This is a genomic window from Corynebacterium crudilactis (genome assembly GCF_001643015.1).
Taxonomy (GTDB): domain Bacteria; phylum Actinomycetota; class Actinomycetes; order Mycobacteriales; family Mycobacteriaceae; genus Corynebacterium; species Corynebacterium crudilactis.
Genome location: NZ_CP015622.1, coordinates 614,395 through 636,439, shown reverse-complemented (window position 1 = coordinate 636,439; position 22,045 = coordinate 614,395). Strand labels below are relative to the sequence as shown.

Sequence of the window (22,045 nt, the reverse complement as noted above, 5' to 3'; positions counted from 1 at the left end):
CCTACTTCTCGACGATTGCGAGAATGTCACGAGCGGAGAGAAGCAAGTACTCCACGCCACCGAACTTGATCTCGGTGCCACCGTAACGGGAGAAGATAACAACGTCATCTTCGTTGATGTCTAGTGGGATGCGGTTACCCTTGTCATCGAAGCGGCCTGGGCCAACAGCGATAACGGTTGCCTCTTGTGGCTTTTCCTTAGCAGAATCTGGAATGACCAGGCCGGAAGCGGTGGTGGTTTCTGCTTCGTTGATCTGAACGAGGATCTTGTCCTCAAGCGGCTTGATGTTGACGTTTGCCACGGTGAATCCCTCCATGAGAAAAATTTTATGTGTGCCGGTTGTGGGCTTCCAGCACAGCCGTCGTCGCGGGTGAACAACTGTGTGTCAAACAACCTATTTGGCACTCTACCCCCGAGAGTGCCAGCACTCAACTGTTGAGGGTGCTAAAAATTCACGTGGCGGTCACACTTTAAGGCGTACGCAGGTTATATACAGCGTTGCGCCACAGGTGAAACTCTTCTGGATAATCATCACGGTAGTTACGTGAAGCACGGATACCGTCCTTAATGCGTTCAATCTCATCAAGAGTGATATCTTCACCTTCTGCTCCAACGAAAATCACTGGGCCACAAATAGCCGTGGATGGATCAGAAAAGAAAGAACCGTCACCGGTGGCAGCAGCATTACGCCCAAGAGATGCCACAGGGTTTGCTGCGGCACCTTCTGCTCTAGCTTCTGCGCTGTACAACGCTGCATACAAGGTGCCGTCTTCTTGAAATGCCACAGCAACGCGGCCGTCATCAGTGCCGCCGAGGAACTTGGCTGCTCCTTCTAGATCAAAGTCAATCGCGCGGTGGGTAAGATCTGGGTTGACGAGAAATCCATGAGTCATATCTCTCAATTAACCTGGTGTCTTAAAACTCAGCCACTTGAAAGACAAGAATTCATACGGAATTCACCCCACGCTAGCCAATTCGTTTTAAATCCACCTTAGCTGTTGCCGCAGGAATAGCATCGGCAATGAACCCTGCTGAGGTGGGCGCAGCACCAAATTCCGTACGCGCTGCCAATGCTGCAGCAACTGAATGAATGGTGACTGCCGGAGCTACCTGAGTATAAATCGCGGAATCAGACAGCACGAGGTCTGGGAAAAACTCAGGCAACCGATTTAATTCCGCATAGCTTTGTGCCAAATGCGCACCGATAAGTCCTGCCAGCACATCCCCAGAACCAGGTGTTGCCAACCAGGAATGCCCGGAATTAATCACATGTACAAAATCATGTGCGGCAACCACGGTGAAGCGGCCTTTGAGCAGCACGCAGCAATCCAATTCTGTAGATAAAGCTTGCGCAGCACCAATGGGATCTTTGTGTGCTTCGGGTATCTCCACGCCCTCGATACGCAAGCTATCCGCAACGCGCTCAAATTCGCCTTTGTGTGGTGTCAACACAGTTCGTGCACTGCGCTGCTTGAGCGCCTGCCGAAGCTCCGCTGAGCGCTCAAGTAAAGACAGGCCGTCGGCGTCGATAAGCAAAGGCTCTGGCTGGTTAAGCAATTCCGCAAGCTCCGCCTGCTGCTCGGCAGCCAGCCCACGCCCGGGCCCATACACCCACGCCTGCACACGGCCAGTGTCCTGCAAGGACTGCGTTGCGACGACCTCCGGCTGCGCATGCAACACAAAATTCACCGCAGGTCCGACATAACGAACCATCGAACTCGTCGCACGTACCGCAGCTTTTACAGCCAGCACTGCAGCCCCAGGATAAATATCACTGCCAGCTACAATGCCAACAATTCCGCCACTATATTTATCATGATCCGGACTTGGCTCCATGTTTAAAATCATGAAATGTTGGCCGATTTTCTGAATATGCGGCGCAGTTTCAGCAAACTTGGCACGCTCAAAAAGCGACTGCTCCTTGGGCCACGCCGCAGAGGCAAATATCTGCGGTGTCTCATCGATATTCTGGATGTGCAGCAGCTCCGCCGATAAAGATTTTCCACCGCCACCTGCAATATTGATATCGGCAAGCAACACTTCACCGCATGCAGGACTTACCGCATGAGCCCGACGCAAACCACCAAAAGTAATAGTGACCTCAGCGTTGATATGAGCGGGTACCTTCTGGCGAGCCATTGGAGCATCTTGATCAAAACCATCAACGGTGATCATCACCCCAGGTGGGATCTCTCCGGTATCAGCGTGCACCCCAGAAGGAACATCGATGGCCAAAATGGGTATTCCGGAGGAGGAAAAAGACTCCACCAAACACGCCAGCTCGACGGAAAGCCCTCCCCGACCACCGATGCCATACAAACCATCAATGACCAAGCGGTACATGTAATGGAGTGGAAAATCTGCGATGACGCGTCCGCCCAAAGACTCAAAATAAGACAATGCCGATTGATGTACTTTGCCATTTCCCAACAGCAAAGCATCAACGTGGTGGCCTTCCTCCGCTAAGAATGCACCCGCATACAAGGCATCTCCACCGTTGCCACCCGGACCGACTAAAAGCAGGATGGATTCTTCGCTTGAGGGCGAAGGCGCGGGACCCGCGAGCATGGCTAGTGCTACATCTGCAACGGCTGATGCCGCTGAGATCATCAGCTCATCCGAATCTGTTTGAAACTCAAAAAGGGTGTTTTCTGCGCGTCGGATCTGGTCAACGGAGAAGACTGATTTCATGCATTTAATACTAAATGTTTAAAACACCTGAGGAGTCTCAACGGACAAAGAAGGATCAGTTCCCACCGAAATAGGTGATTCTTGTGCGCCTTCATGGATCCTTTGGGCTGCCAACGCCGCAATCATGACACCGTTGTCGGTGCATAAATTAAATCGTGGCACCCGCAATTCAATGCCTGCATTCTTGCATCGCTCTTGAGCTAGCTCACGCAAACGCGAATTCGCAGCCACGCCACCTCCCAAAAGCAGTACCTTTGCACCCACATCGCCACAGGCGCGCACCGCTTTACGGGTAAGTACATCGCATACGGCTTCCTGGAAAGATGCACATACATCTTCCACAGAGATGACTTCTCCGTTGCGCTCAGATGCTTCCACATAACGCGCCACGGCAGTTTTCAGGCCAGAGAAACTGAAATCATGGCGAGAATCAGAGCGCTTCATCAAACCACGCGGGAAAGCAATTGCTTCTGAGTTGCCCCGGCGCGCTAATTTATCGATCACGGGGCCGCCTGGGTAGCCAAGTCCGAGGAGTCGGGAGACTTTGTCATACGCTTCGCCGGCGGCGTCGTCGAGTGTGGAGCCCAATTCCTTCATGGGTAGGCCGACGGCGTCTACTTCGAGGAGTTGTGTGTGTCCGCCGGAGACCAGCAGTGCGACAGAGTGTGGCAGTGTTTCGCCTTCGAGGTTGGCCACAGCGACGTGTCCACCCAGGTGGTTGACGGCATAAAACGGGACGTTCCATGCTGCGGCATAGGCTTTGGCAGCGCTGGCGCCAACCAGCAGTGCGCCTGCCAAACCTGGGCCGACTGTTGCGGCTACTGCATCTGGCTTCTCGACGCCCGCCTGTTTCAGCGCTGCACGCATCACGGGGACCATAGATTCCAGGTGCGCACGGGAGGCGATTTCTGGCACGACGCCGCCGAAACGGGCATGTTCCTGCATGGAGGAGGCAACAGAATCTGCAAGGACTTCAAGATTTCCTTGTTCATCTAGTTTGACGACACCTACGCCGGTTTCATCGCAGGAGCTTTCAATTCCTAAAACAATCATGGTTTAGCTTGATGTCCCCTCGGTATCAGTGGTGTGGTCTTTTCTTCTATCGCTCAGGCGTGGTCGTTGCATGGTGTAGGCATCTGCACCGGAAGGGCGGTAGTAGTTTTTCCGTATACCCAACTGTTGGAACTCAAATGCTTCATACATGGAGATTGCCGGCACGTTGTCGGTTCGCACTTCCAGAAAAACTGGACCGTCGTGGCTATCAGCGGCATGCATCAGTTGATCCATGAGCACACGGCCGAGGCCTTTGCGCTGGTATTCCGGGTCAACGCCGATGGTGTGGATTTCGAATTCTGGATCATCGACAGGGCCCATCATGGCTAGACCTGCGTAGGCGACCAAGAGCGTGTCATCGAAAGCGCCGATGTAGAAATTGGTGGGGTGGGAGAATTCCACGGCGAAGACATCTCTTGGCCAGGGATTATCTCCAGGAAAGAGCATCTGTTCGAGGTCTGCGCAGCGTTGGGCATCTTCTCTGCGTAGTTCTCTTAGTTCGAATTGTTCACTCATGAAAGATCCACTTCTGGGATAGCTGCGGATTTAGGCTTGGGCTTTGGTTCTTTGGCATCTGGTCGGCGTAGATACAGCGGAACCAAGGGTTGTGGTTCAGTGCTGAAATCAGCGACTGCGACCAAGCTTGCTGGGGCAGGTTTGCCCTTGAGCATGGTGGTGGTGTGGAGTTCTTCAGGAAGTTTTTCCATCAGGTGCTCAGGAATAGAGATGGCATCTAAATCCCCATCAATGGCAATGCTTGCAGGTGCAATCACATCTGGTCCAAGTTCACGCTGACCGGAGCGGTAGGTTGCCCAGTAGATTTCACGGCGGCGCGCATCGGTGGCCACCAGTGCATGCTCAAGCTTTTCTGCACCAATATTGTGCGCGATGGCATCCAGGGAGCAGACTCCAAAGACTGGGACTCCGAGAGCATCGCCGAAGGATGCCGCGGATACCATGCCCACGCGAAGGCCGGTAAAAGGTCCGGGGCCACAGCCAACGACTACTGCATCAAGGTCTGCAAAGTTAAGCGAGGCATCTGAGAGTGTCTTTTGGACGGTGGGCGTGAGTTGCTCATTGTGTGCGCGAGTATCTTCGATGATGGTTTCGGCACGCGTGAGTCCCGTTGCAGAATCTACGATTCCAACGATGAGATCAGGGGTTGAGGTGTCTAGGGCTAGTACTAACACGAGGAATCAGCGTACCTCTCGGCCGTGGGCAAGATCGAAAAGGTGCTTCAATACGGTGCCAGAGCTGGCACGAAGACCATTGTGTTCATGTTGGCTGGTGATAAAAACATGAACGCCGGGCAGGTGCTGGGCAGTTTCTAGGGAATAATCCAGCGGCACGAAGACATCATTGGCATAGACAGCTGCCGCACCTTTAGCCTGGGAGTTTTCTAATGCAGCGGCATCGTAGAGCTTTGGCCATTCCTGTTGTGCCAAGGCCAAAGCCACCTCTTTCCATGGTTTCAGCGATGGAACGGTGTCTGTCCATTCTTGGAAAACATGTTCACCGGTGAGCAAGGTGGCATCTTCGCGGAAATCTTCTGGCACTACACGTTCTGCAGCCCAATTGGTCACTACACCATCTGCATAGGAGGATTCATGGAGCACATAGTAGATCGGATTGCGATTGCCGAAAGGCAAAAGTCCAGCCAAATCATGGGTGAAGGCATTGGATGTTGGGTCTAATTCCAGCAGGTTGTAGAGATCAAACCAGCCGTCGTTGCTACCCAGCAGGTGCCCTAAGGAACGCAGCCGTGATTCGGAGACAACCTCGCCGGTGGGCAGGATAATTTCTCCGGCACGAGCACGATCGACTAAACCCCGGAAGGTATCACGCAGCTGTGGGAACCGGCGGTAGAATTCCTCCGAATTACGGCGCATGCGGTTATAGCAATTGGCATAAACATCCTCAGATGGGCGGTCAATAGCGCTGAGGCCACCTGTAATAAAGACATTGTCCAAAGCGTCTGCGTGACGGGAGAGGTAATGCAAGGTGGTAAAGCCACCAAAGGACTGGCCTAAAAGATTCCACTGCGCAATACCTAGGTGCTCACGGAGTGCTTCCGCATCACGCACAATGCCGTCTGCACGAAGGTGGGATAAGTACTCCACTACGTCTTCTGTAGGCTTCGCCAAAATCTCATTGCCCACTGGAGTGGAGCGGCCGGTACCACGCTGATCCAGCATGACCACACGATATTCTTCCAGCGCAACACCCAACCAATTTGGGTTTAAGGGATGCAAACTTGGCCGAGGTGATTCATTTCCTGGACCACCCTGCAGGAACACCAAATATGGCAGGTCCTCGCCACCGACACGGGTAGCAATCCGTGCAAACACATCAATGGTGCGCGCATCTGTAACGTCTGCAGCAAGCGGGAGGGTTAAAGTGATTTCTTCGAGCTGTAGCGAACCCAGTGTTGTTGTCATGCTCCCAAGGTTACGCGCAGGGGTAGACACCACCCCTACCCCACCTAAAATATAGGCCTAGAGCAGCAAGAACAATATCTGGGCGCCCAATATTTTACCGATCATCGCAGTGGGATACACGGTGGCATATCCTCTGCTTGCCAGATCAGTTCCGGTTTGTCCGTTGAGATAGGAAATGATCGCTGGATTAGTTGTTGCACCAGCAGCCACTCCCATTGCTTCATCCCATTTTAGATGCAGCACCCACACACCAATCGCGACACACAACAATGCAGACACAAGCGTGATCAACAGGCCACCGCCCATATAAATAAATGATGAAGAATCCGTCAGCGCAGCTCTAAACCCTGCACCGGCAGAGGTACCCACACCCGCCAAAAATAGCGCCAAACCCAAGGTGGAAATAGTACGGTTAGCGTGAAATGGCATCTGCCATGTCACAGGACCGCTGTGCTTGAGCGCGCCCAAAATAAGGCCAACGATGATTGGGCCACCACCAAAACCAAGCGACATGGTGGTTCCTCCCGGAAGTGGAATCGGAATCGCACCAACTAATAAGCCAAGCGCTAAACCAATGGCAAAAGGAAGCAGATTGACATCTGCAAGAGACTTTTCAGAATCACCAAGGAATTTTCGGACCTCCGCAACACGTCCCGGCGCGGACACCACGCGGATGCGGTCTGAATAATTAAGCACGGTGTCCGGCTTCGGCACTACTTCAGAATCGCCTTGGCGGATACGCGCAATCATAAAACCGTGGGTAACAGTATCGAGTTCTGCAACGGTTCGACCAGCAACGTCTGGGTTCGATACGGTCAGGCGGGTATAGATCAGTTCGGTATCTTCAATTTTGGTTTCGCGTTCTTCACCCAGGGCTTTAATCGCGTTGTCTACGGCTTCTTCAGTGCCGTTGATCAGTAGTTCCATGCCTTCGGTGATGGGTAACTCTGGATCAGCGAGGCGGTGCGAATGTGGATCGTCCACGATTCTGGTGGCAATGATACTTTGTCCAGCCAAGCGAGGAAGATCCCCCACACGGCCGGTAATTCCAGCTTTAAGTTGCACACCTTTCCAGACCAACGGTGCGGTGATCAGGCCTTCTTCGCGGGCATCTTCACGGTGATTTACTTTCAGTAGTTTTGCACCAACTGCCGCTACTAAAATTGAGCCCAAGACGGCACCGGGATAAGCCAGGGAGTATCCAATAACAGGTTCACTGGCAAGGCTTGGATCAATGCCTTCGATTAATTCCACCACGGCTGCCATTCCTGGTGTCGAGGTCAATGCGCCGGTGAACATGCCTGTGCCAATGGCTGCATTGAGCCCGAGGCCTTTGATTAGCACCCACGCTAAACCAATGAGCGTCAGCAACAGCAGGATCATGAAAATGGTGAGTTTCCAGCCCTTTTTCGCAAACTCACTAAAAAATGCGGGGCCGGCAGATAGTCCGATAACGTACACGAACATCGCCAAGCCCAGCTGATACACAATGGCAGGTATGGAGATCTCCGGGTTCGCAGTAGCAAAACCCAAAGCCACAAACAGCACTGCTGCGGCTCCAAGCGATAATCCCAAAAATTTAATCTGGCCCAATGCTAAACCGATGGCCAAAATGACCACCAAGGCGATCATGGGGTTTGCAGCTAAGAAATCAAGCACGCACAATCACTTCCCTTTTATCCAAGGACGTTTCTTGCCCCAGGAGTGTGTTATGCCAACGAGAACTCACTTTAAGGGCAGAGAAAGCACAGAACTAAAATTCACTTTTCACTACTTCCCATGATCCCGCAGATCCAAAACTAAAACAACAGATTCAGACAGAATCACACTATTTCATTGAGGAAAACCTTTTAGCGACCTTCACGCCATTGCCAATGGAAAATCCTTGCCTCAGAATCCGGATCTTCCTGCACAGCAGTCTCCCGATCAATGGTGATCAGCAAATAAGAATCGGAAATCTGCTCCACCAAACCGCCACCCCATTCGGCAACAACCACAGCTAAATCCAAATCAGTGTCCAAATCCAAGGAATCCAACGCACCAATCGGATCGGCATCATCGCTATCCTCGCCCAGCAAACGGTACGCATCCATATGAATCAGATCAGGTCCGCCAACCTCAGAACGGTGTTCCCTGGCAATGACAAAAGTAGGCGATGTCACCCGCCCCTTCACCTGCAATCCACGCGCAATTCCTTGCGTAAACGTCGTCTTGCCAGCACCCAAAGGACCATCCAAAATAACGACATCGCCCGCTTGCAGATGCTTTCCTAAATCTTCACCAAAGCTTTGTGTGTCAGTGGCATGTTCAAAACGCCTCGTGCCGGAAGCCGGAAATTCAGATTTCATTGTTGCTGCTCCTTAAATATATTCGCGGACCGTACGACCAGTTGGACGGCACACCACTTCATAGTTGATGGTGCCCAAACGCTGCGCAAAATCAGTGGCACCATGGCCATTTTCGCCGAAAATCACAGCCTCGGCACCAGCCTCCACACCATGCGGATTATCGCCCAAAAAGATGACAAACTGATCCATGCAAATGCGTCCTACCTGCGGATAATCCACGCCATTAATCGTGACGGAGAATTTCTCCTGCGCAAACCGTGGCAGGCCATCGGCGTAACCCGCAGGCACCACAGCTACATAACCGCTGTCTTCTGCGCGCCACGTCAAACCATAGGACGTACCTTGCCCGGCCTCAATTTGCTTCACGACGCTCACCTTCGCCGTCCAGCTCATCGCCGGCTGCAATCCATGATCCAGACCATCCACAGGTTCCAACCCATAAAAAGCCAACCCTGGTCGGACCATCTCCATATGTAGATCAGCACGAGTCAAAAACGCCGGCGAGTTACATACATGGTTGACCGGGCACTCAAGACCGAGCTCGCGAGCAAGCGCAAGGGCGCGTCGAAAAGCAGCTACTTGACGATCAGTCTCCGGATCTGCCGGATCATCCGCACACGACAAATGCGTAAACAACCCCGTAACCTCAACGTGAGGCGCGGCAGCCAAGGCACTAAATACCTCCGCCCACTCGTCCTCATCCACACCAGAACGATGCAGCCCCGTCTCCACCTTCACAGTGACCCGAATATGTTCAGCCTCCGTGGCAATCACCGCACGCGCATGCTTCGGCGAAACCACACCCAAATCAATGCCACGATCAAGCGCAGCACGGAAATCCTGCTCCGGAGTCCAAATCCAACACAAGACTTCCTGTTCAATGCCCAAATCACGCAATTGATGCGCTTCCGCAAGCGTGGCTACACCAAATGCATCCGCACCATGAGCAGCGATAACCGGCGCCACTTCCTCAATGCCATGGTTATACGCATTCGCCTTCACCACAGCCATAAGTTTCGCTGACCCCGCCATTTGTTTCAGCACTCTCGTATTATGTGCGATGGCATTCAGATCAATTTTAGTGGTCAGCAAGTTCATATTCACTTATTCTGCCACCACAAGAAGATAGAATTGCGATTGGTGCCGAGGTTGGCGGGGTTAGTGCCAGTATTGGCAGCCGCTTTCAACTATCCTTGGGTACGTGGCTGAGAATCTGAACAAACACCTGTCCAAACTATCCAAGCGTGGCCCCCACCGCGTGTTGGTTGGCGATATGAACTACGCCGGAATTCCAGGCAAAATCTACACGCCAGCAGAAGGCAACGGCATTCCAGGTGTCGCTTTCGGCCACGACTGGATGAAATCCATCAAGTACTACCACCAAACTTTGCGCCACCTCGCATCCTGGGGTATCGCCGTAGCAGCTCCCGATACAGAGACCGGCTTCATGCCAGATCATAAAGGCTTCGCCTCTGATCTCGATTCCGCTATGCAAATCCTCGGCGGCGTCAAACTCGGCTCCGGAAAAGTCACCGTCAACCCTGCTCGCCTTGGCGTTATCGGTCACGGCATGGGTGGAGGTGCCGCAGTACTTGCCGCAGCAAACCGTGATCTTGTCCGTGCAGTTGGTGCAATCTACCCAGCAAAAACTTCCCCAGCAGCACTCGATGCTGCTTTCGCAGTAAAAGCACCCGGCCTTGTCATTGGCTCCTCCAGCCTGGGACTTTTTGAATCCGGTGAACCAGCAAAACTAGCCGCCAACTGGGCCGGCGATATCTGCTACCGCGAATCAGAAAAAGGCAACCAACAGGGCTTCTCCGAAGACACCATGTTCAAATTGGTAGCAGGAATCGGCAGCCCACAGACCGGAGCACAAGAAACCGTCCGCGGCCTGCTCACCGGATTCCTCCTCCACCAACTTGCCGGTGAGAAGAAATACAAAGCATTCTCCGAACCAGACGCTGAAGCCAAGAAAGTTATCTCCTATTTTGGCCAGGAATTGCAAGATCATGCCTTCCCTAAAGACACTTCCCCATTCGCTTTTCTAAACGAGAAGTAATCTGGCATTAAACAGGCTGAAATTGTCACAGGATGTGATGGTTCCAGCCTGTTTTCTCATTCTGGCATGCTTTTTAGTTGCACTGAGTGGTCACACTGTGCGAAACCAGACAGGGAGACCAAGAACCTCAATTTATCTTGACCGTTTGGTCGCCTGGTCTGGTTTGGTGATTTCGGAACCAGACCAGGCGACCAAAATTAGTGGGGAATACGGAATCTGGGTCTCCCTGTCTGGTCTGGCGAAAACGCAATCCAAAACACGAAAAAAGTGCCCTCACAGAATCGATCCTAAGGGCCTCCCAACCCCCGGGGGATACAAACATCTATTCTAAAAACTCGAAGCCTAAAAACGCGTCTTCCGGCATCTGCCCCTCAAGCATCTCGTAGCACTGATTTCACAGGCCCTCGACTACGGGTAGATCGTCGAATCATCGAAACAGGCTTATCCGATACATCCGATACCGTCACACGCTTTTTCTTATCTGCTTCTTCTACTTCCACAGCCATCGCAGCACTGCTAATTTTTTGCTGAGTGGACGCCAATGATTTTTCAAACTCCTCCATCCGCTGCGCAGTACGCTCCCGAAATTTTTGAAGAAACTCTGCATACTCCACCGCTACCACCCGCCTGCTTTCTGCACATTCACACTCGGACTCGAATCAAAGACAGGTGCAGGAACCTCAGCTATTACTGGAGCCGAATAGTTAGTCGCAGCTGCAGCAGTGTAATTAGCTTGAGGAATCGGCTTCGGCGCAGGTTCAGGCACCTTATCCAAATCAGCTTCTGGTGGCTTCTCTGAAATTGGCGCAGGAACCGGCTCAGGTTCAGGCAGTGGTTCCGGCATTGGCTCAGGTACTGGAGGTTCTTCAATAACAGGCACGCACTGTTCCAGGAAATTCACCAGCAAACCAACACCAACAACCACAATCCCGATTCCAATAGCTCCCTTAATAAGTTTTCCAATTACATCAGGTTCTTCTGGAGTTTCTTCCGGTTCGCACTCCACGGGTTCTTCGGGTTCGCATTCAGCAGGTTCAGGCTCCGGCTCAGGCTTTGGTTCCGGCTCAGGCGTTGGCTCGCAATCCTCTGGTTCAGGCTCAGGCTTACACTTTTCAGGTTTAGGTTCAGGTGCTGGCTTGGGGTTCTCTTCACAATCAGTTTCTTCTGCTGCAGCAGGTTTAGTTTTATCTTGTTTTTCACTTGTCTCAGAAGAAGTCCAGGAATCTGAAGACGCAGAACTACTGGAACTGCTCGATGAAGAAGTCGCACCACCGGAACCGCCTGTTGAACTAGATGCTCCACCTGAGCTGGCTGTGCCGCCTGAACTTTCCGATGAAGCAGCACTACACAGTGGTTTTTGTTCCGCTTCGCAGACTTGTTTTCCGTGATCTGTCAACGCGGAAAAGCATTGTGAAATAACCTCATCTCGATCTGCGCATAGACTATAAATCATCTCTCCTGCTTGATCGATTAAATCTGATCCTGCTTGCACGCATTCTCTAAATTCCTGTGGGTATTTACTCTGATCAATACCTGCTAAGACCTGCGTTAATGTCGATACGATATCTAGTAATTGCTGAACAATCTGCACCATGCCTTGGTCAGATTCATCCACCGTGGTATCGATTGTGTCTGCTGCTTTACCTGCGGCTTCGCTGACTTCTTCAGCATCATTGCGGTTTTTGAACCAATCGACAGCTCGTTGTGCAAGTTCTGTCGCGATCATTCCTCCGCCGACGGTTCCAAAGAATTTCAGCAATGGGCCGACCCAGCCTTGGATTCTTGCTTCATTGGTTTCACCGGCTGCGGCTTTGGCGGCTTCCCGTAATGATCCAGTATTAAGGCCTTCGATGCTTTGGTATATTCCGCGCAAGAACTCTTCAGTTTTGGCAGGCCCGCGGTATACGCTACGACTTGTAGCCTGCAGGGCAGAAATCGCTGCGCCATAGCCAGCTAATGGATCGCTCATTTATGCTCAATCCCATCAAAACCTGCACCAAAAATCCGATCAGTTTCTTCAAATCGTTGAACTTCTAGCTCTGCGGCTTGGGTGGTTTGGGCAAAAGCATTAATACGCTTGTCGACGCCCCCGTGCAGCCTCTCAAGCATCTCCGCCAAGGCTTGGCCGTGCGCGCTAAACCCCCGGCCAGCGGCCGCGGGTGGAAAATGAGGCTGTCGTTGACGATGAATACTCTGTTGTTGCGCGGTTTCCCCGATTAAACCGCTCAGTGCCGACAATGATTCTGCAATTTTTAATTCAAACCCAAGCACCTAAAAATCCCCCTTGTGAAAATGTGGCAAAGATTTTGCCCTCCACTAAGGTTTGACTGTTTCAAAGGCATTTAGGTTCCCATATAACTGGATTTTCTTAAATACTGTTTATTTTCCAGGTCTTTTGTAGGTGCTACAAATGGTGCATCCGACAAAGTGTGCCAATCTACCATTTATCGAAACCCCTCCTCGAAAAATGGGATCCCCACGTTTTTAGACACTAAAAAGGTGAGGATTCACCATTTTGTTGAGCTCCCCGCTCCAAAATGGTGAATCCTCACCTGCCTACGAATGGGAAGAACTAGACTTCAGCAACCACCGCTGCAAGTCGTCCTGCGATGCGGCGTGCTTGTTCCTTATCGCCGGCTTCAACCATTACGCGGAAGAGTTCTTCAGTGCCTGATGCACGAAGCAATACACGGCCGGTAGATCCAAGTTCAGCTTCAGCTTCCGCAATCGCTGCAACCACGCTTGGGTGTGAAACGATAGTGGATTTATCAGAGACAGGGACGTTGATCAGCAGCTGTGGCAGCACTGTCATGGCCTGAGCCAATTCAGCGAGGCTCTTGCCGGTTTCTGCCATGCGAGCCATGATCGACAAACCAGTCAGAGTTCCATCACCAGTAGTACCGTAATCAGGAAGCACGATGTGTCCAGACTGCTCGCCACCGAGGCTGAATCCGCCTGCGTTGAGGTCTTCGAGCACGTAGCGGTCGCCTACTTTGGTGGTGCGCAGAGTAATTCCGGCTTCATCCATAGCGATTTTTAGACCAAGGTTACTCATCACAGTGCCCACGAGGGTGTTCTTGCGTAGTTCACCATTTTCCTTCATCGCAATTGCGAGAAGAGCCATGATCTGGTCACCGTCGATGAGGTTGCCGTCTTTATCTACTGCTAAGCAACGATCGGCATCGCCATCATGAGCCAAACCAAGATCAGCACCATGCTTCAGCACTGCGGCCTGTACCTGATCAATGTGGGTAGAACCGCAGTCCATGTTGATGTTGTAGGAGTCTGGCTTGTTGTGAATCGCAATGACAGTGGCTCCCGCTGCTTCATATGCTTTCGGCGCAACAACGCTGGCAGCGCCGTTCGCTGCATCGACAACTACAGTGATGCCTTCAAGAGAGGTTGGTACAGCTTCCTTGAGGTGCTCTAAGTAACGGTCTTGTGCGTCTGGGGATTCTTCGATCACGCGACCAACACCATGACCGGTTGGGCCTTCCGCTGGCAAGCTGTCCATGACCCGTTCGATTTCATCTTCCACATGGTCTGGGAGCTTGTGTCCACCTGCAGAGAAGAATTTGATGCCGTTATCAGGCATTGGGTTATGCGACGCGGAAATCATCACGCCCATGTCTGCACCATAATCATCGGTGAGGAAAGCAACTGCAGGAGTTGGGATAACACCAACGCGGATTACATCAACGCCCTGGCTGGCCATACCTGCTGCGAGTGCTGCTGCAAGCATTTCTCCGGAGACACGTGGATCTCGACCAACAATCGCTACTGGGCGGCGGCCGTTTACGCGCTTCTCAGCAGTGAGTACATGGGCAGCTGCTGCTCCTAATTTCAGAGCCAGAGGTGCGGTGAGTACTTCATTGGCTAGTCCGCGGACGCCATCAGTTCCAAAAAGTCGAGTCATGCAGTTAATTATGCACCGCTTGGCAAAGATCGCTGGGTAGTAAAACTCCGTTCACCAAAGTTTCTTTGCCTAAGCTGGTTAAATGTGAACTAAAGAACACTTTTATTTAGTGGCCAGGGTAGTTTCACAGAAAGCAGCGCATTGATGAATGATCAACCAGTTGATGATCTTGACTTTGAAAAAGTAGTTTTCCGAATGTCACAATACTTGGAAGATCTTATTCCTTCCGAGAATTCTTTCGGATACGGCGACATGTACGACAAAACCTATTGGCCGACTCTTACTACGACAGCAGCATGGCTCCAGGAAGATCTGATCTTGATTGTGTTTCGGGTAGAAGTACGAGAGAAGAGCACTTTTATGGCCTATTTTTCACAAATCTTCCCCAGATACAATCCTGCCAGTATTGAATTCGGCGCAGTGGAATTAATGTACGCGGGTTCGATCGCCGGTGATCATTTCATTTCAAAAATTGATCTCGATGCCCCGCACACCATTCATTGGGGAAGTACCTTCCATGATGTCCGCACCCCAAATAATCTAGAAGAGCTCCTCGATTACTCAAAAGAGATTTCTATGTGGTTGCATCCCGACATTAATGCCTGGCTCCAACCTTAAAAGACCTGAAAGAAGCGGAAAACCCGCCCCACCGAAAAAATTCGGTGAAACGGGTTTGACGCAAACGATGAGTAAATATCAACGCTTGGAGTACTGAGGTGCACGACGTGCCTTGTGCAGACCAGCCTTCTTACGCTCAACTGCACGAGCGTCACGAGTGAGGAAGCCAGCCTTCTTCAGCTCGCCGCGCTCTGCTGGGTTGTATGCGTTCAGTGCACGTGCAATTGCAAGGCGGAATGCGCCAGCCTGTCCGGTTGGGCCACCACCCTTCAGGGTTGCAACGATGTCGAACTGGTTCTCGCGGTCCAGAAGGACCAGAGGAGCCTTGATAAGCTGCTGGTGCAGCTTGTTAGGGAAGTACTCTTCCAGGGTGCGGCCGTTGCACTTGAACTCGCCGGATCCTGCGACAACGCGGATACGAACGATAGCGCGCTTACGACGACCAACGGTCTGGATTGGGCCTTCGAGGACTACTGGAGCAGCCTCAATGGTCTCTTCTTCGGAGGAGACAGCGATTGCATCACCAATGGTGTTGGTGAATTCCTCGGTTGCAGCAGCTGCTGCAGCGATGTCAGCAGCGTCTGCGACGTTGCTCTCTACGTTCTCGTTCTGGATAGGCTCGGACATTACTGGGCCACCTTCTTGATCTCGTAGGCCTCAGGCTTCTGAGCAGCGAATGGGTGCTCGGAACCGGAGAAAACGTGCAGCTTCTTAGCGGAAGCAGCAGTGAGCTTGTTGTGTGGCATCATGCCAACAATGGAATCCTCGATGGTACGCTCTGGGTGCAGATCCAGGGAACGACCCAGGGTCATGGACTTAAGTCCACCAGGGTAACCAGAGTGGCGGTAACGCATTTCGCGCTCGCGCTTGTTGGAGGTAACTGCAACCTTGTCAGCGTTGATCACGATAACGTGGTCGCCGCAGTCAACGTTAGGTGCGTACAAAGGCTTGCCCTTGCCGCGAAGCAGGTCAGCGGCGTGGGTTGCAAGGCGACCCAGGACCACGTCAGCAGCATCGATGACGTACCACTTACGGGTGATGTCACCGCTCTTCGGGTGGTAAGTAGACACTATGACTCCTTAAATAAGTCTGTCTAGAACTGCCAGCCAGAAACGTGTTAAGGAAAAGCTCTGAAAACGGCGGCCGGTGGTGACCCGAATTCGCTCTGCTGCCAAGCGTGCCTTAAAAGACGTGCTTGACTCCACACACAAAGATAAAAGTGTACTCTTTCTGGCCGAAAAAACAAAAAAGAAGGTGACCAGCCAAAAGACTGATGACCTTCTTTGCTATATGGGTGGCAACGTGTCAAAAGATTTTTACAAGTTCGGGGTGTGTTTTCGCCTTTGTAAAATTTATTTTCTCATTCATTCCGACACGCGCCTTCAAATCTGTCAGGTTATGCACCCCAGCTTGCTGCAGCACGGCGGTTTACATCAGACATGCGCTCTGCACCTTGGGCAACGGTGTTTGAGATGGTTGCCAGGATGGTGTTGAGCTCTGCTGCTGCGCGATCCCATTTCAACTGCGCCTCGTTGTAGGCTTCACTGGATTCACCTTCCCAGCTGGCCACCATTGGTTGGAGCTGGGATTTGAGGCCATCAAGAAGTGAGTTGATACGACCTGAGGTGGAGTTGATATCGGTTGAGGCACCTTGAATGGCACCGAATTCATAGCGGATCATATCCATTTTTAAATTCCTTATCCTTTTTCAGAAATCAGTGTTTTTAAAGAGACAGTCCAGCACCGCTGTCGCCAGCTCCGACGGCGTTGAAAGCCTGGGAGTTGTCTGCTTCGGTGTTTTCGAAGCTGCGCGCGTTGTGCCTGATGTTGTCAGAAATTGATGCCAATGCTTCCTGCAGTTGACGTGCGGATGAATTCCAGCGGTTCATCAATGCATCGAAACTGACTTGTGCTTGGCCAGCCCAGCTGCCGCGTACGGAATCTACGACTCCGCGCAGTCTGCTGAGTTCGCTTTGAACTTGGTCATTTGTATCGTCTACCTGGCCTGCAGTGGCCAGCATGACGTCGGATTCTGTCCTAAAAAGCTGTGACATTGGGTTCGACCCTCCTCGAACGAAATGATGTTTAGTTCACCAGTTTTTCTGGTGTTCCCCCGGAAGAAGCTTTTTGCTCCTCCTACTTATATTGGACTGTGAAAACCACGTTTAGGTTCCCTATTTTTCAAAAGTTTTTTATTTCAATGTGAGATGCTCAATGATGCTGCGGCATTGTGCCTTGTGAGCGAGGGTTTCTGCAGTTTTACTGTGGCATCCCACATTGAGTTGTCGGTCGGATTCAAACCAGGTCACCCAAAAAACACTGGAACCATCCCCGGGAGTTTCGCGGTAATCAATAGTTGTTTTCTCGCCCCACTCCCCTGCCGGTAATTCTTCCAAAACGGGATCTTGCGCGATAAGGCGCTGTAACTCTTCACGAACCAGCGCTGCATCCGCACCGTGGAGTGGATCAGCATTCACATGAATCCGCAGATTTGGATCCGGGCCTTCCAGATAACGCGCCGGCCCATCGCCATCGCTCTTAAGCTCAAAACCAAACGGGGCCTCAATGAGCAGGTCTTCAGTGACCAGCACGGTCGGTTGAGGTGTCGGCTGCATGCTTGTCGACGCACCCTCCGGCGATTTATCCACCACCTGTTCTACTCGTGGAGCATCTACTGGGCGCATGAACCCTGAAATCAACCACACTCCAGAAATTGAGCCCACTAAAACACTGGCAAGGAGTACATGCGCGGGTTTGATTCCGTAGAAATGTCGTACCTGTTTCCCACTGGTTGGCCGTTTAATTTTCGGGGCTTCTTCATTTTCTGCGACTTCTGGCATTTCTTGTTCTACCGGAGCTGATTTCACCCCTTTGGATACAAACATTGTGGTTAATGCTTCGATTACTTCTTCTGTGCCATCGATGATTATTTCCGCATCTGGCCAGTTTTCCGCAGCAATCTGTTTTGCTTGATCCAAAATGGCTGGCAGCGCCCATCCGTCCAGAATGCTTCCGGCAGCAAGGTCATAACGATAGATGGTTTCTGACCCATCAAAAATCGTTGCGGTTTCTAGCACAGTGATGGTTATTTTCTGCAGTGTCACAAGCCATCACCAATCCGTGCCATCTGTGCAACGCCAATGTTTTCTCCACGGATGACCATCGACGCGCGCCCTGGTGGTTGGGCTGTGGGTTTAATGCCTAAGATGGCACCTTCGTCGCGGTCGGCGTCGAAAAGCACTACGTGCGGTGATTGATCTTTGATCTCTGCGAGCACCGGATCGTAGAGCGCACGCGATGCTCCGCCAGCTTTGCGAGCCAGCACGATGTGTAATCCGATATCTCTGGAATGTGGGATTATCTCGCGCAGCGGGTGCAACGTACCGGCGGGAAGCAGATCATAATCATCAATGATGAGATAAATATCCGGGCCGTGCCACCAAGAACGCTCACGTAATTGCGCAGCAGTGATATCGGGGCCGGGCAAGCGGGCCGACAACGTGGCGACAATGTCTTTCACGGTGTCGTGCACCGCCGCTGATGTCGCACAATAGGCAGCCAACATATCTTCAGGCACTAATCCCAAGTGGGTTCTGCGGAGATCGAAAAATACCAAGCGTGCTTTGTCTCGCCCCACGATGCTCAGGCCAGTCACGATTGTGCTGATCAGTGTGGATTTACCGCAGCCTTGGGAACCAAATGCCAAAAGATGTCGGCTTGTTTCCGGATCCCAGGTCACGGTAGCTAGTTCCGCGCCACCTCGCGCGAGTGGGATTCCCGGCGCGGAAGTTGGGGTGAGTTCATGAAGAGCAATCTCGGCTGGCAACACATTAAGTTGTGGAACGGGCATCCAGTTGTTGCTTTGTGCCATGACGCATACTTGGGCGATGTCTTGGCTTGAGGTGTGCGCAATCAGTATGTGTTCTTTGTCCAGGTTTAATCCTCTGCCAGGTTGTGGAGGAATACGCAACTGAGCTTTGCGATCAATGACGGAATCCATCGCCTCGCCTAATTTCAGTTCGATTCTTCCGGTGACCAGGTCTCTGACTGCTGGGCGGATGGAACTCCAGCGTTGAGTACTTAAAACCAAGTGGACTTTTGCGGCAAGTCCGTTGGCTGCGATATCCACAAAGGCATCAAAAAGCTCATCGAATTCTTGGGTGATGGTGTGCCAGCCATCAACTATGAGGAAAGTGTGTCGTGGTTCTGGGTTGTTGATTAAACCTTGCACTTCATCGACTACACGGCGGACTCGTTCTGGATCTTTACGCCCTGCGACACCTGCAACATGAGGTAAGCGGGAGAGGTTTTCTAGGGAGCTGCCGGAAAGATCAAGAACATAAAAACGGATGGCTTGTGTGCTGTGGGTGGCTGCTAAAGAGACCACGATGCTGCGCAAAGCAGTGGATTTTCCAGTTTGTGGTCCACCGCAAATAGCCCAGTGTCCGCTGCCACCGCTGAGTGAAAAATTAATCAGCAGCGGATCTTGGCGTTGTTGATATGGTCTATCGATCATGCCGATAACTGCGTTGAGCTCACCAACCTCATCGGCTAGTGCACCAATGGATACTTCTTTCGGGAGCGGTGGCAGCCAGATGCGATGAGCGCTTAAGTGCCGCTGCCCAGCGGCGCTAATGGCGCGCGCAACCACGGCGTCGATAAGCGATTCCGTGCCTTGTTCTATGAGTACTTCTGCGGGGTCTTCTTCCCAACCGTTAAACAGGCGTACTTGTATGTGCTGCGGGTTCGTATTTTGGCGGATGAGCACGGGGCCGGATACATAGCTGGCTTGGAATCTAGTGACGGTACCCACGTCTGATTTTAAAAACCCCGCGCCCGGTTGGCTGGGCAGTTGGTAGGCATCAGTAATGCCTAGGACCTGGCGTGATTCAGAGGCGGAGAAGGTTTTCAAACCAATGCGATAGGACAAATGGGAATCTAAACCTCGCAGGCGACCTTCTTCTAATCTTTGGCTGGCAAGCAGCAAATGAATATGCAAGGAACGCCCCAGTCGTCCCACGGCGACAAAAAGATCCGCGAAATCTGGGTGCTGGCCAAGTAGCTCCGAAAATTCATCAATAACAATGAGCAGCGCGGGCATCGGTTTGAGATCCGGGCGCTTGTTATATTCATCGACATTGGCACACCCTCCCGCTTGGCGGAGCACTTCCTGACGGCGATTCATCTCCCCCGAAATAGCATCGTGCATGCGCTCTACCAGCATGGATTCTTCCTCCAAGTTGGTGATTACCGCGGACGTGTGGGGCAGTTGTTCAAAGCCTAGGAAGGTGGCACCACCTTTGAAGTCCACCAGCACCAGGTTTAATTCTTCTGGTGAATGCGTGATCGTCAAACCGAGCACAAGGGTTCTCAATAATTCGGATTTTCCGCTGCCCGTTGCGCCGATGCACAACCCATGTGGCCCCATTCCGCCGTGTGCAGATTCTTTCAAATCCAACACCATCGGACGCCCCATTGCGTCCAAACCCAAGGGCACAGCCAGCCGCGATCGCGGATGCGCCCGCTTAGTTATCCACAGCGTTTCCGGCGTTAACTGCTCCACATCATCGATACCCAGCAGCGAGAGCAACTCGCCGGACTGCGCTGAGTGCGCAGTGGTCGCGCGTCGAAAAGCAGTCATCCGGCGGCCAAAAACAGCCGCAAGCTCAGGTGCCACCGCATCCGGCGCGCCCAGCTCCTCGGCACCGTGGGCCGTTGCCACATGAATATGCTTATCGACGTGCAACAGCAGCCCTTCATCCTCCGCCAGCTGGCCCAATGCGGTGCTGGTCTGGGCACCGATATTGATGATTGTGGTCCACTGGGGATCATCAATATAGCTTTCTGTGCCGTTGGTCAGCACCGAATCCACCAGCAAAATCCGAAAGGCGGCTTTCTCCAGATCGCGGGTATGCGGCACCCATTTCAGCCATTCCCACTCACTGTTTCCAAGCGCTTTGATTCCCACCACTTCAGGGCCATGGTGATACAACAACTGCAACACAATCGCCCGCGCTAGATCATGCGCGCCAGAACCATTAAGACCAATGAACCGAAACGCCTGCAATTGCACCGATACGGGCATGCTCTGCACCGAACCCACATCTCTAATGGCGTGGCGCAAAGACACTGCGCACACGGGATCAAGATCTTCTGGAGCGCCCGAATCACTCACAGTTATCGCAGGATCAAGCCTGGTTACACCCAACCCAAAACGAATCTCCAAACAGTCTTGATCATCTTGTGCACGCTCCCACATGCGCCGACTCCCCAGCATGGACCACAAGGTCACCGGATCCGGATGCCGATGCCATTCGTGTCTGCGTTGCATCGTGGCATGATCTGTTGCCTTCACCCTCAGTGCACTCAAGTGGCGTAAATAGGTTCGTCGGATTTCATCCGTGTCATCGCCTTCCGGTGGCGCGAACATCATCAACACACTCATCCCCATCATGAGAGGAAAAATCAGCACCATGGGATTGAGCTGCCCAGAGGTAAGAATCATCAAACCCACCATTGCCAGTACCAACGCCACCATGATTACCGGCATGAGCACTTTAAATAGCGGTTTCGGCGCTGGACGTACCGCCTGTGGCACAGCTTCTGCAATCAGTGGCTCCGTAGGCAAAGGCGGAGCCGGATCACGCTCCGACCACGTCACCGGATCCACAATAAACCCAAAACTTTGATCAACCTGGTGTTGTTCCATCGATGTTGTCATGAATACGTCCTCCCCCTGCAGTTGTCCCCCGCCAAAAAATAAAAAGGGCTGTCAATAAGGGTTTGACTGGAAAACTCACCAAAAGGTTCCCTCCTTTTAAAAACTGGGGGAATTCTCACCAACCCTGCTAGCTGTAGAGATTGCTGGCATACTCAAGGACACATTGTTGGGGAACATTTTGTGAAAGTTTTCGGGGGATAA

22 protein-coding genes are annotated in these 22,045 nt (G+C 52.2%); 2 read left to right on the top strand and 20 right to left on the bottom strand.

Translation table 11 applies throughout. The features are described from left to right. Position 1: 1 nt before the first annotated feature. The 10 genes from groES to alr all read right to left on the bottom strand — a co-directional run bounded on the left by groES (position 2) and on the right by alr (position 9,628). Positions 2-301 (bottom strand): co-chaperone GroES, encoded by a 300-nt coding sequence (gene groES, locus ccrud_RS03045; RefSeq protein ID WP_066569438.1) that lies wholly within the window; start codon positions 299-301, stop codon positions 2-4. Between the two features lie 169 nt (positions 302-470). After that, positions 471-893, bottom strand: coding sequence for a hypothetical protein (locus ccrud_RS03040; RefSeq protein WP_066564681.1), 423 nt, complete (start codon positions 891-893; stop codon positions 471-473). A gap of 73 nt (positions 894-966) precedes the next feature. Continuing rightward, positions 967-2,691, bottom strand: a complete 1,725-nt coding sequence (locus ccrud_RS03035) for a bifunctional ADP-dependent NAD(P)H-hydrate dehydratase/NAD(P)H-hydrate epimerase (RefSeq protein WP_066564678.1) — start codon at positions 2,689-2,691, stop codon at positions 967-969. Between the two features lie 18 nt (positions 2,692-2,709). Continuing rightward, entirely contained in the window at positions 2,710-3,744 is a 1,035-nt protein-coding gene (gene tsaD, locus ccrud_RS03030; protein ID WP_066564675.1) for a tRNA (adenosine(37)-N6)-threonylcarbamoyltransferase complex transferase subunit TsaD, read from the bottom strand. 3 nt (positions 3,745-3,747) lie between these two features. Further along, positions 3,748-4,260, bottom strand: a complete 513-nt coding sequence (gene rimI, locus ccrud_RS03025) for a ribosomal protein S18-alanine N-acetyltransferase (protein ID WP_066564672.1) — start codon at positions 4,258-4,260, stop codon at positions 3,748-3,750. Further along, positions 4,257-4,934, bottom strand: a complete 678-nt coding sequence (gene tsaB / locus ccrud_RS03020) for a tRNA (adenosine(37)-N6)-threonylcarbamoyltransferase complex dimerization subunit type 1 TsaB (protein ID WP_066564670.1) — start codon at positions 4,932-4,934, stop codon at positions 4,257-4,259. Before tsaB ends, rimI begins: the two co-directional genes overlap by 4 nt. Positions 4,935-4,940: 6 nt before the next feature. Next, positions 4,941-6,182, bottom strand: coding sequence for an alpha/beta fold hydrolase (locus ccrud_RS03015; protein WP_066564668.1), 1,242 nt, complete (start codon positions 6,180-6,182; stop codon positions 4,941-4,943). A 57-nt stretch (positions 6,183-6,239) separates the two neighbouring features. Next, complete coding sequence (locus ccrud_RS03010; protein ID WP_066564665.1) at positions 6,240-7,841, bottom strand: aspartate:alanine exchanger family transporter; 1,602 nt, start codon at positions 7,839-7,841, stop codon at positions 6,240-6,242. Positions 7,842-8,032: 191 nt separating this feature from the next. Next, positions 8,033-8,530: a tRNA (adenosine(37)-N6)-threonylcarbamoyltransferase complex ATPase subunit type 1 TsaE gene (gene tsaE, locus ccrud_RS03005; protein ID WP_066564664.1), complete on the bottom strand. Its 498-nt coding sequence runs from the start codon at positions 8,528-8,530 to the stop codon at positions 8,033-8,035. A gap of 12 nt (positions 8,531-8,542) precedes the next feature. Beyond that, on the bottom strand, positions 8,543-9,628 hold the full coding sequence (gene alr / locus ccrud_RS03000) for an alanine racemase (protein WP_066564663.1): 1,086 nt from the start codon (positions 9,626-9,628) through the stop codon (positions 8,543-8,545). 103 nt (positions 9,629-9,731) lie between these two features. On the opposite strand from alr, the gene ccrud_RS02995 reads away from it, so the two are divergent. Then, the gene (locus ccrud_RS02995; protein ID WP_066564661.1) at positions 9,732-10,589 is read left to right on the top strand and encodes a poly(ethylene terephthalate) hydrolase family protein; all 858 of its coding nucleotides are present in this window, start codon (positions 9,732-9,734) and stop codon (positions 10,587-10,589) included. A 371-nt stretch (positions 10,590-10,960) separates the two neighbouring features. On the opposite strand, the gene ccrud_RS02990 is transcribed toward ccrud_RS02995, so the two are convergent. The 4 genes from ccrud_RS02990 to glmM all read right to left on the bottom strand — a co-directional run bounded on the left by ccrud_RS02990 (position 10,961) and on the right by glmM (position 14,505). Continuing rightward, positions 10,961-11,131 (bottom strand): hypothetical protein, encoded by a 171-nt coding sequence (locus tag ccrud_RS02990; RefSeq protein ID WP_245670357.1) that lies wholly within the window; start codon positions 11,129-11,131, stop codon positions 10,961-10,963. Positions 11,132-11,205: 74 nt separating this feature from the next. Continuing rightward, positions 11,206-12,558: a hypothetical protein gene (locus tag ccrud_RS02985; RefSeq protein WP_066564654.1), complete on the bottom strand. Its 1,353-nt coding sequence runs from the start codon at positions 12,556-12,558 to the stop codon at positions 11,206-11,208. Next, positions 12,555-12,860: a hypothetical protein gene (locus ccrud_RS02980; protein WP_066564651.1), complete on the bottom strand. Its 306-nt coding sequence runs from the start codon at positions 12,858-12,860 to the stop codon at positions 12,555-12,557. Before ccrud_RS02980 ends, ccrud_RS02985 begins: the two co-directional genes overlap by 4 nt. Positions 12,861-13,161: 301 nt before the next feature. Further along, the gene (gene glmM / locus ccrud_RS02975; protein ID WP_066564648.1) at positions 13,162-14,505 is read right to left on the bottom strand and encodes a phosphoglucosamine mutase; all 1,344 of its coding nucleotides are present in this window, start codon (positions 14,503-14,505) and stop codon (positions 13,162-13,164) included. A gap of 144 nt (positions 14,506-14,649) precedes the next feature. On the opposite strand from glmM, the gene ccrud_RS02970 reads away from it, so the two are divergent. Next, the gene (locus tag ccrud_RS02970; protein ID WP_066564644.1) at positions 14,650-15,123 is read left to right on the top strand and encodes a hypothetical protein; all 474 of its coding nucleotides are present in this window, start codon (positions 14,650-14,652) and stop codon (positions 15,121-15,123) included. Positions 15,124-15,201: 78 nt separating this feature from the next. Here the strand turns inward: ccrud_RS02970 and rpsI are convergent, their stop codons facing one another. From rpsI to eccCa, 6 genes are all read right to left on the bottom strand, one after another. Beyond that, positions 15,202-15,750, bottom strand: coding sequence for a 30S ribosomal protein S9 (gene rpsI, locus ccrud_RS02965; RefSeq protein WP_066564641.1), 549 nt, complete (start codon positions 15,748-15,750; stop codon positions 15,202-15,204). Next, positions 15,750-16,193, bottom strand: a complete 444-nt coding sequence (rplM, locus tag ccrud_RS02960) for a 50S ribosomal protein L13 (RefSeq protein ID WP_066564638.1) — start codon at positions 16,191-16,193, stop codon at positions 15,750-15,752. Before rplM ends, rpsI begins: the two co-directional genes overlap by 1 nt. 326 nt (positions 16,194-16,519) lie before the next feature. Then, complete coding sequence (locus ccrud_RS02955) at positions 16,520-16,810, bottom strand: WXG100 family type VII secretion target (RefSeq protein WP_066564636.1); 291 nt, start codon at positions 16,808-16,810, stop codon at positions 16,520-16,522. 37 nt (positions 16,811-16,847) lie between these two features. Further along, positions 16,848-17,177, bottom strand: a complete 330-nt coding sequence (locus tag ccrud_RS02950) for a WXG100 family type VII secretion target (RefSeq protein WP_066564634.1) — start codon at positions 17,175-17,177, stop codon at positions 16,848-16,850. 138 nt (positions 17,178-17,315) lie between these two features. Next, positions 17,316-18,227, bottom strand: coding sequence for a type VII secretion-associated protein (locus ccrud_RS02945; protein ID WP_066564632.1), 912 nt, complete (start codon positions 18,225-18,227; stop codon positions 17,316-17,318). Further along, positions 18,224-21,844: a type VII secretion protein EccCa gene (gene eccCa, locus ccrud_RS02940; protein WP_066564629.1), complete on the bottom strand. Its 3,621-nt coding sequence runs from the start codon at positions 21,842-21,844 to the stop codon at positions 18,224-18,226. The genes ccrud_RS02945 and eccCa overlap by 4 nt, the downstream gene beginning before the upstream one ends. Between the last annotated feature and the right edge of the window lie 201 nt (positions 21,845-22,045).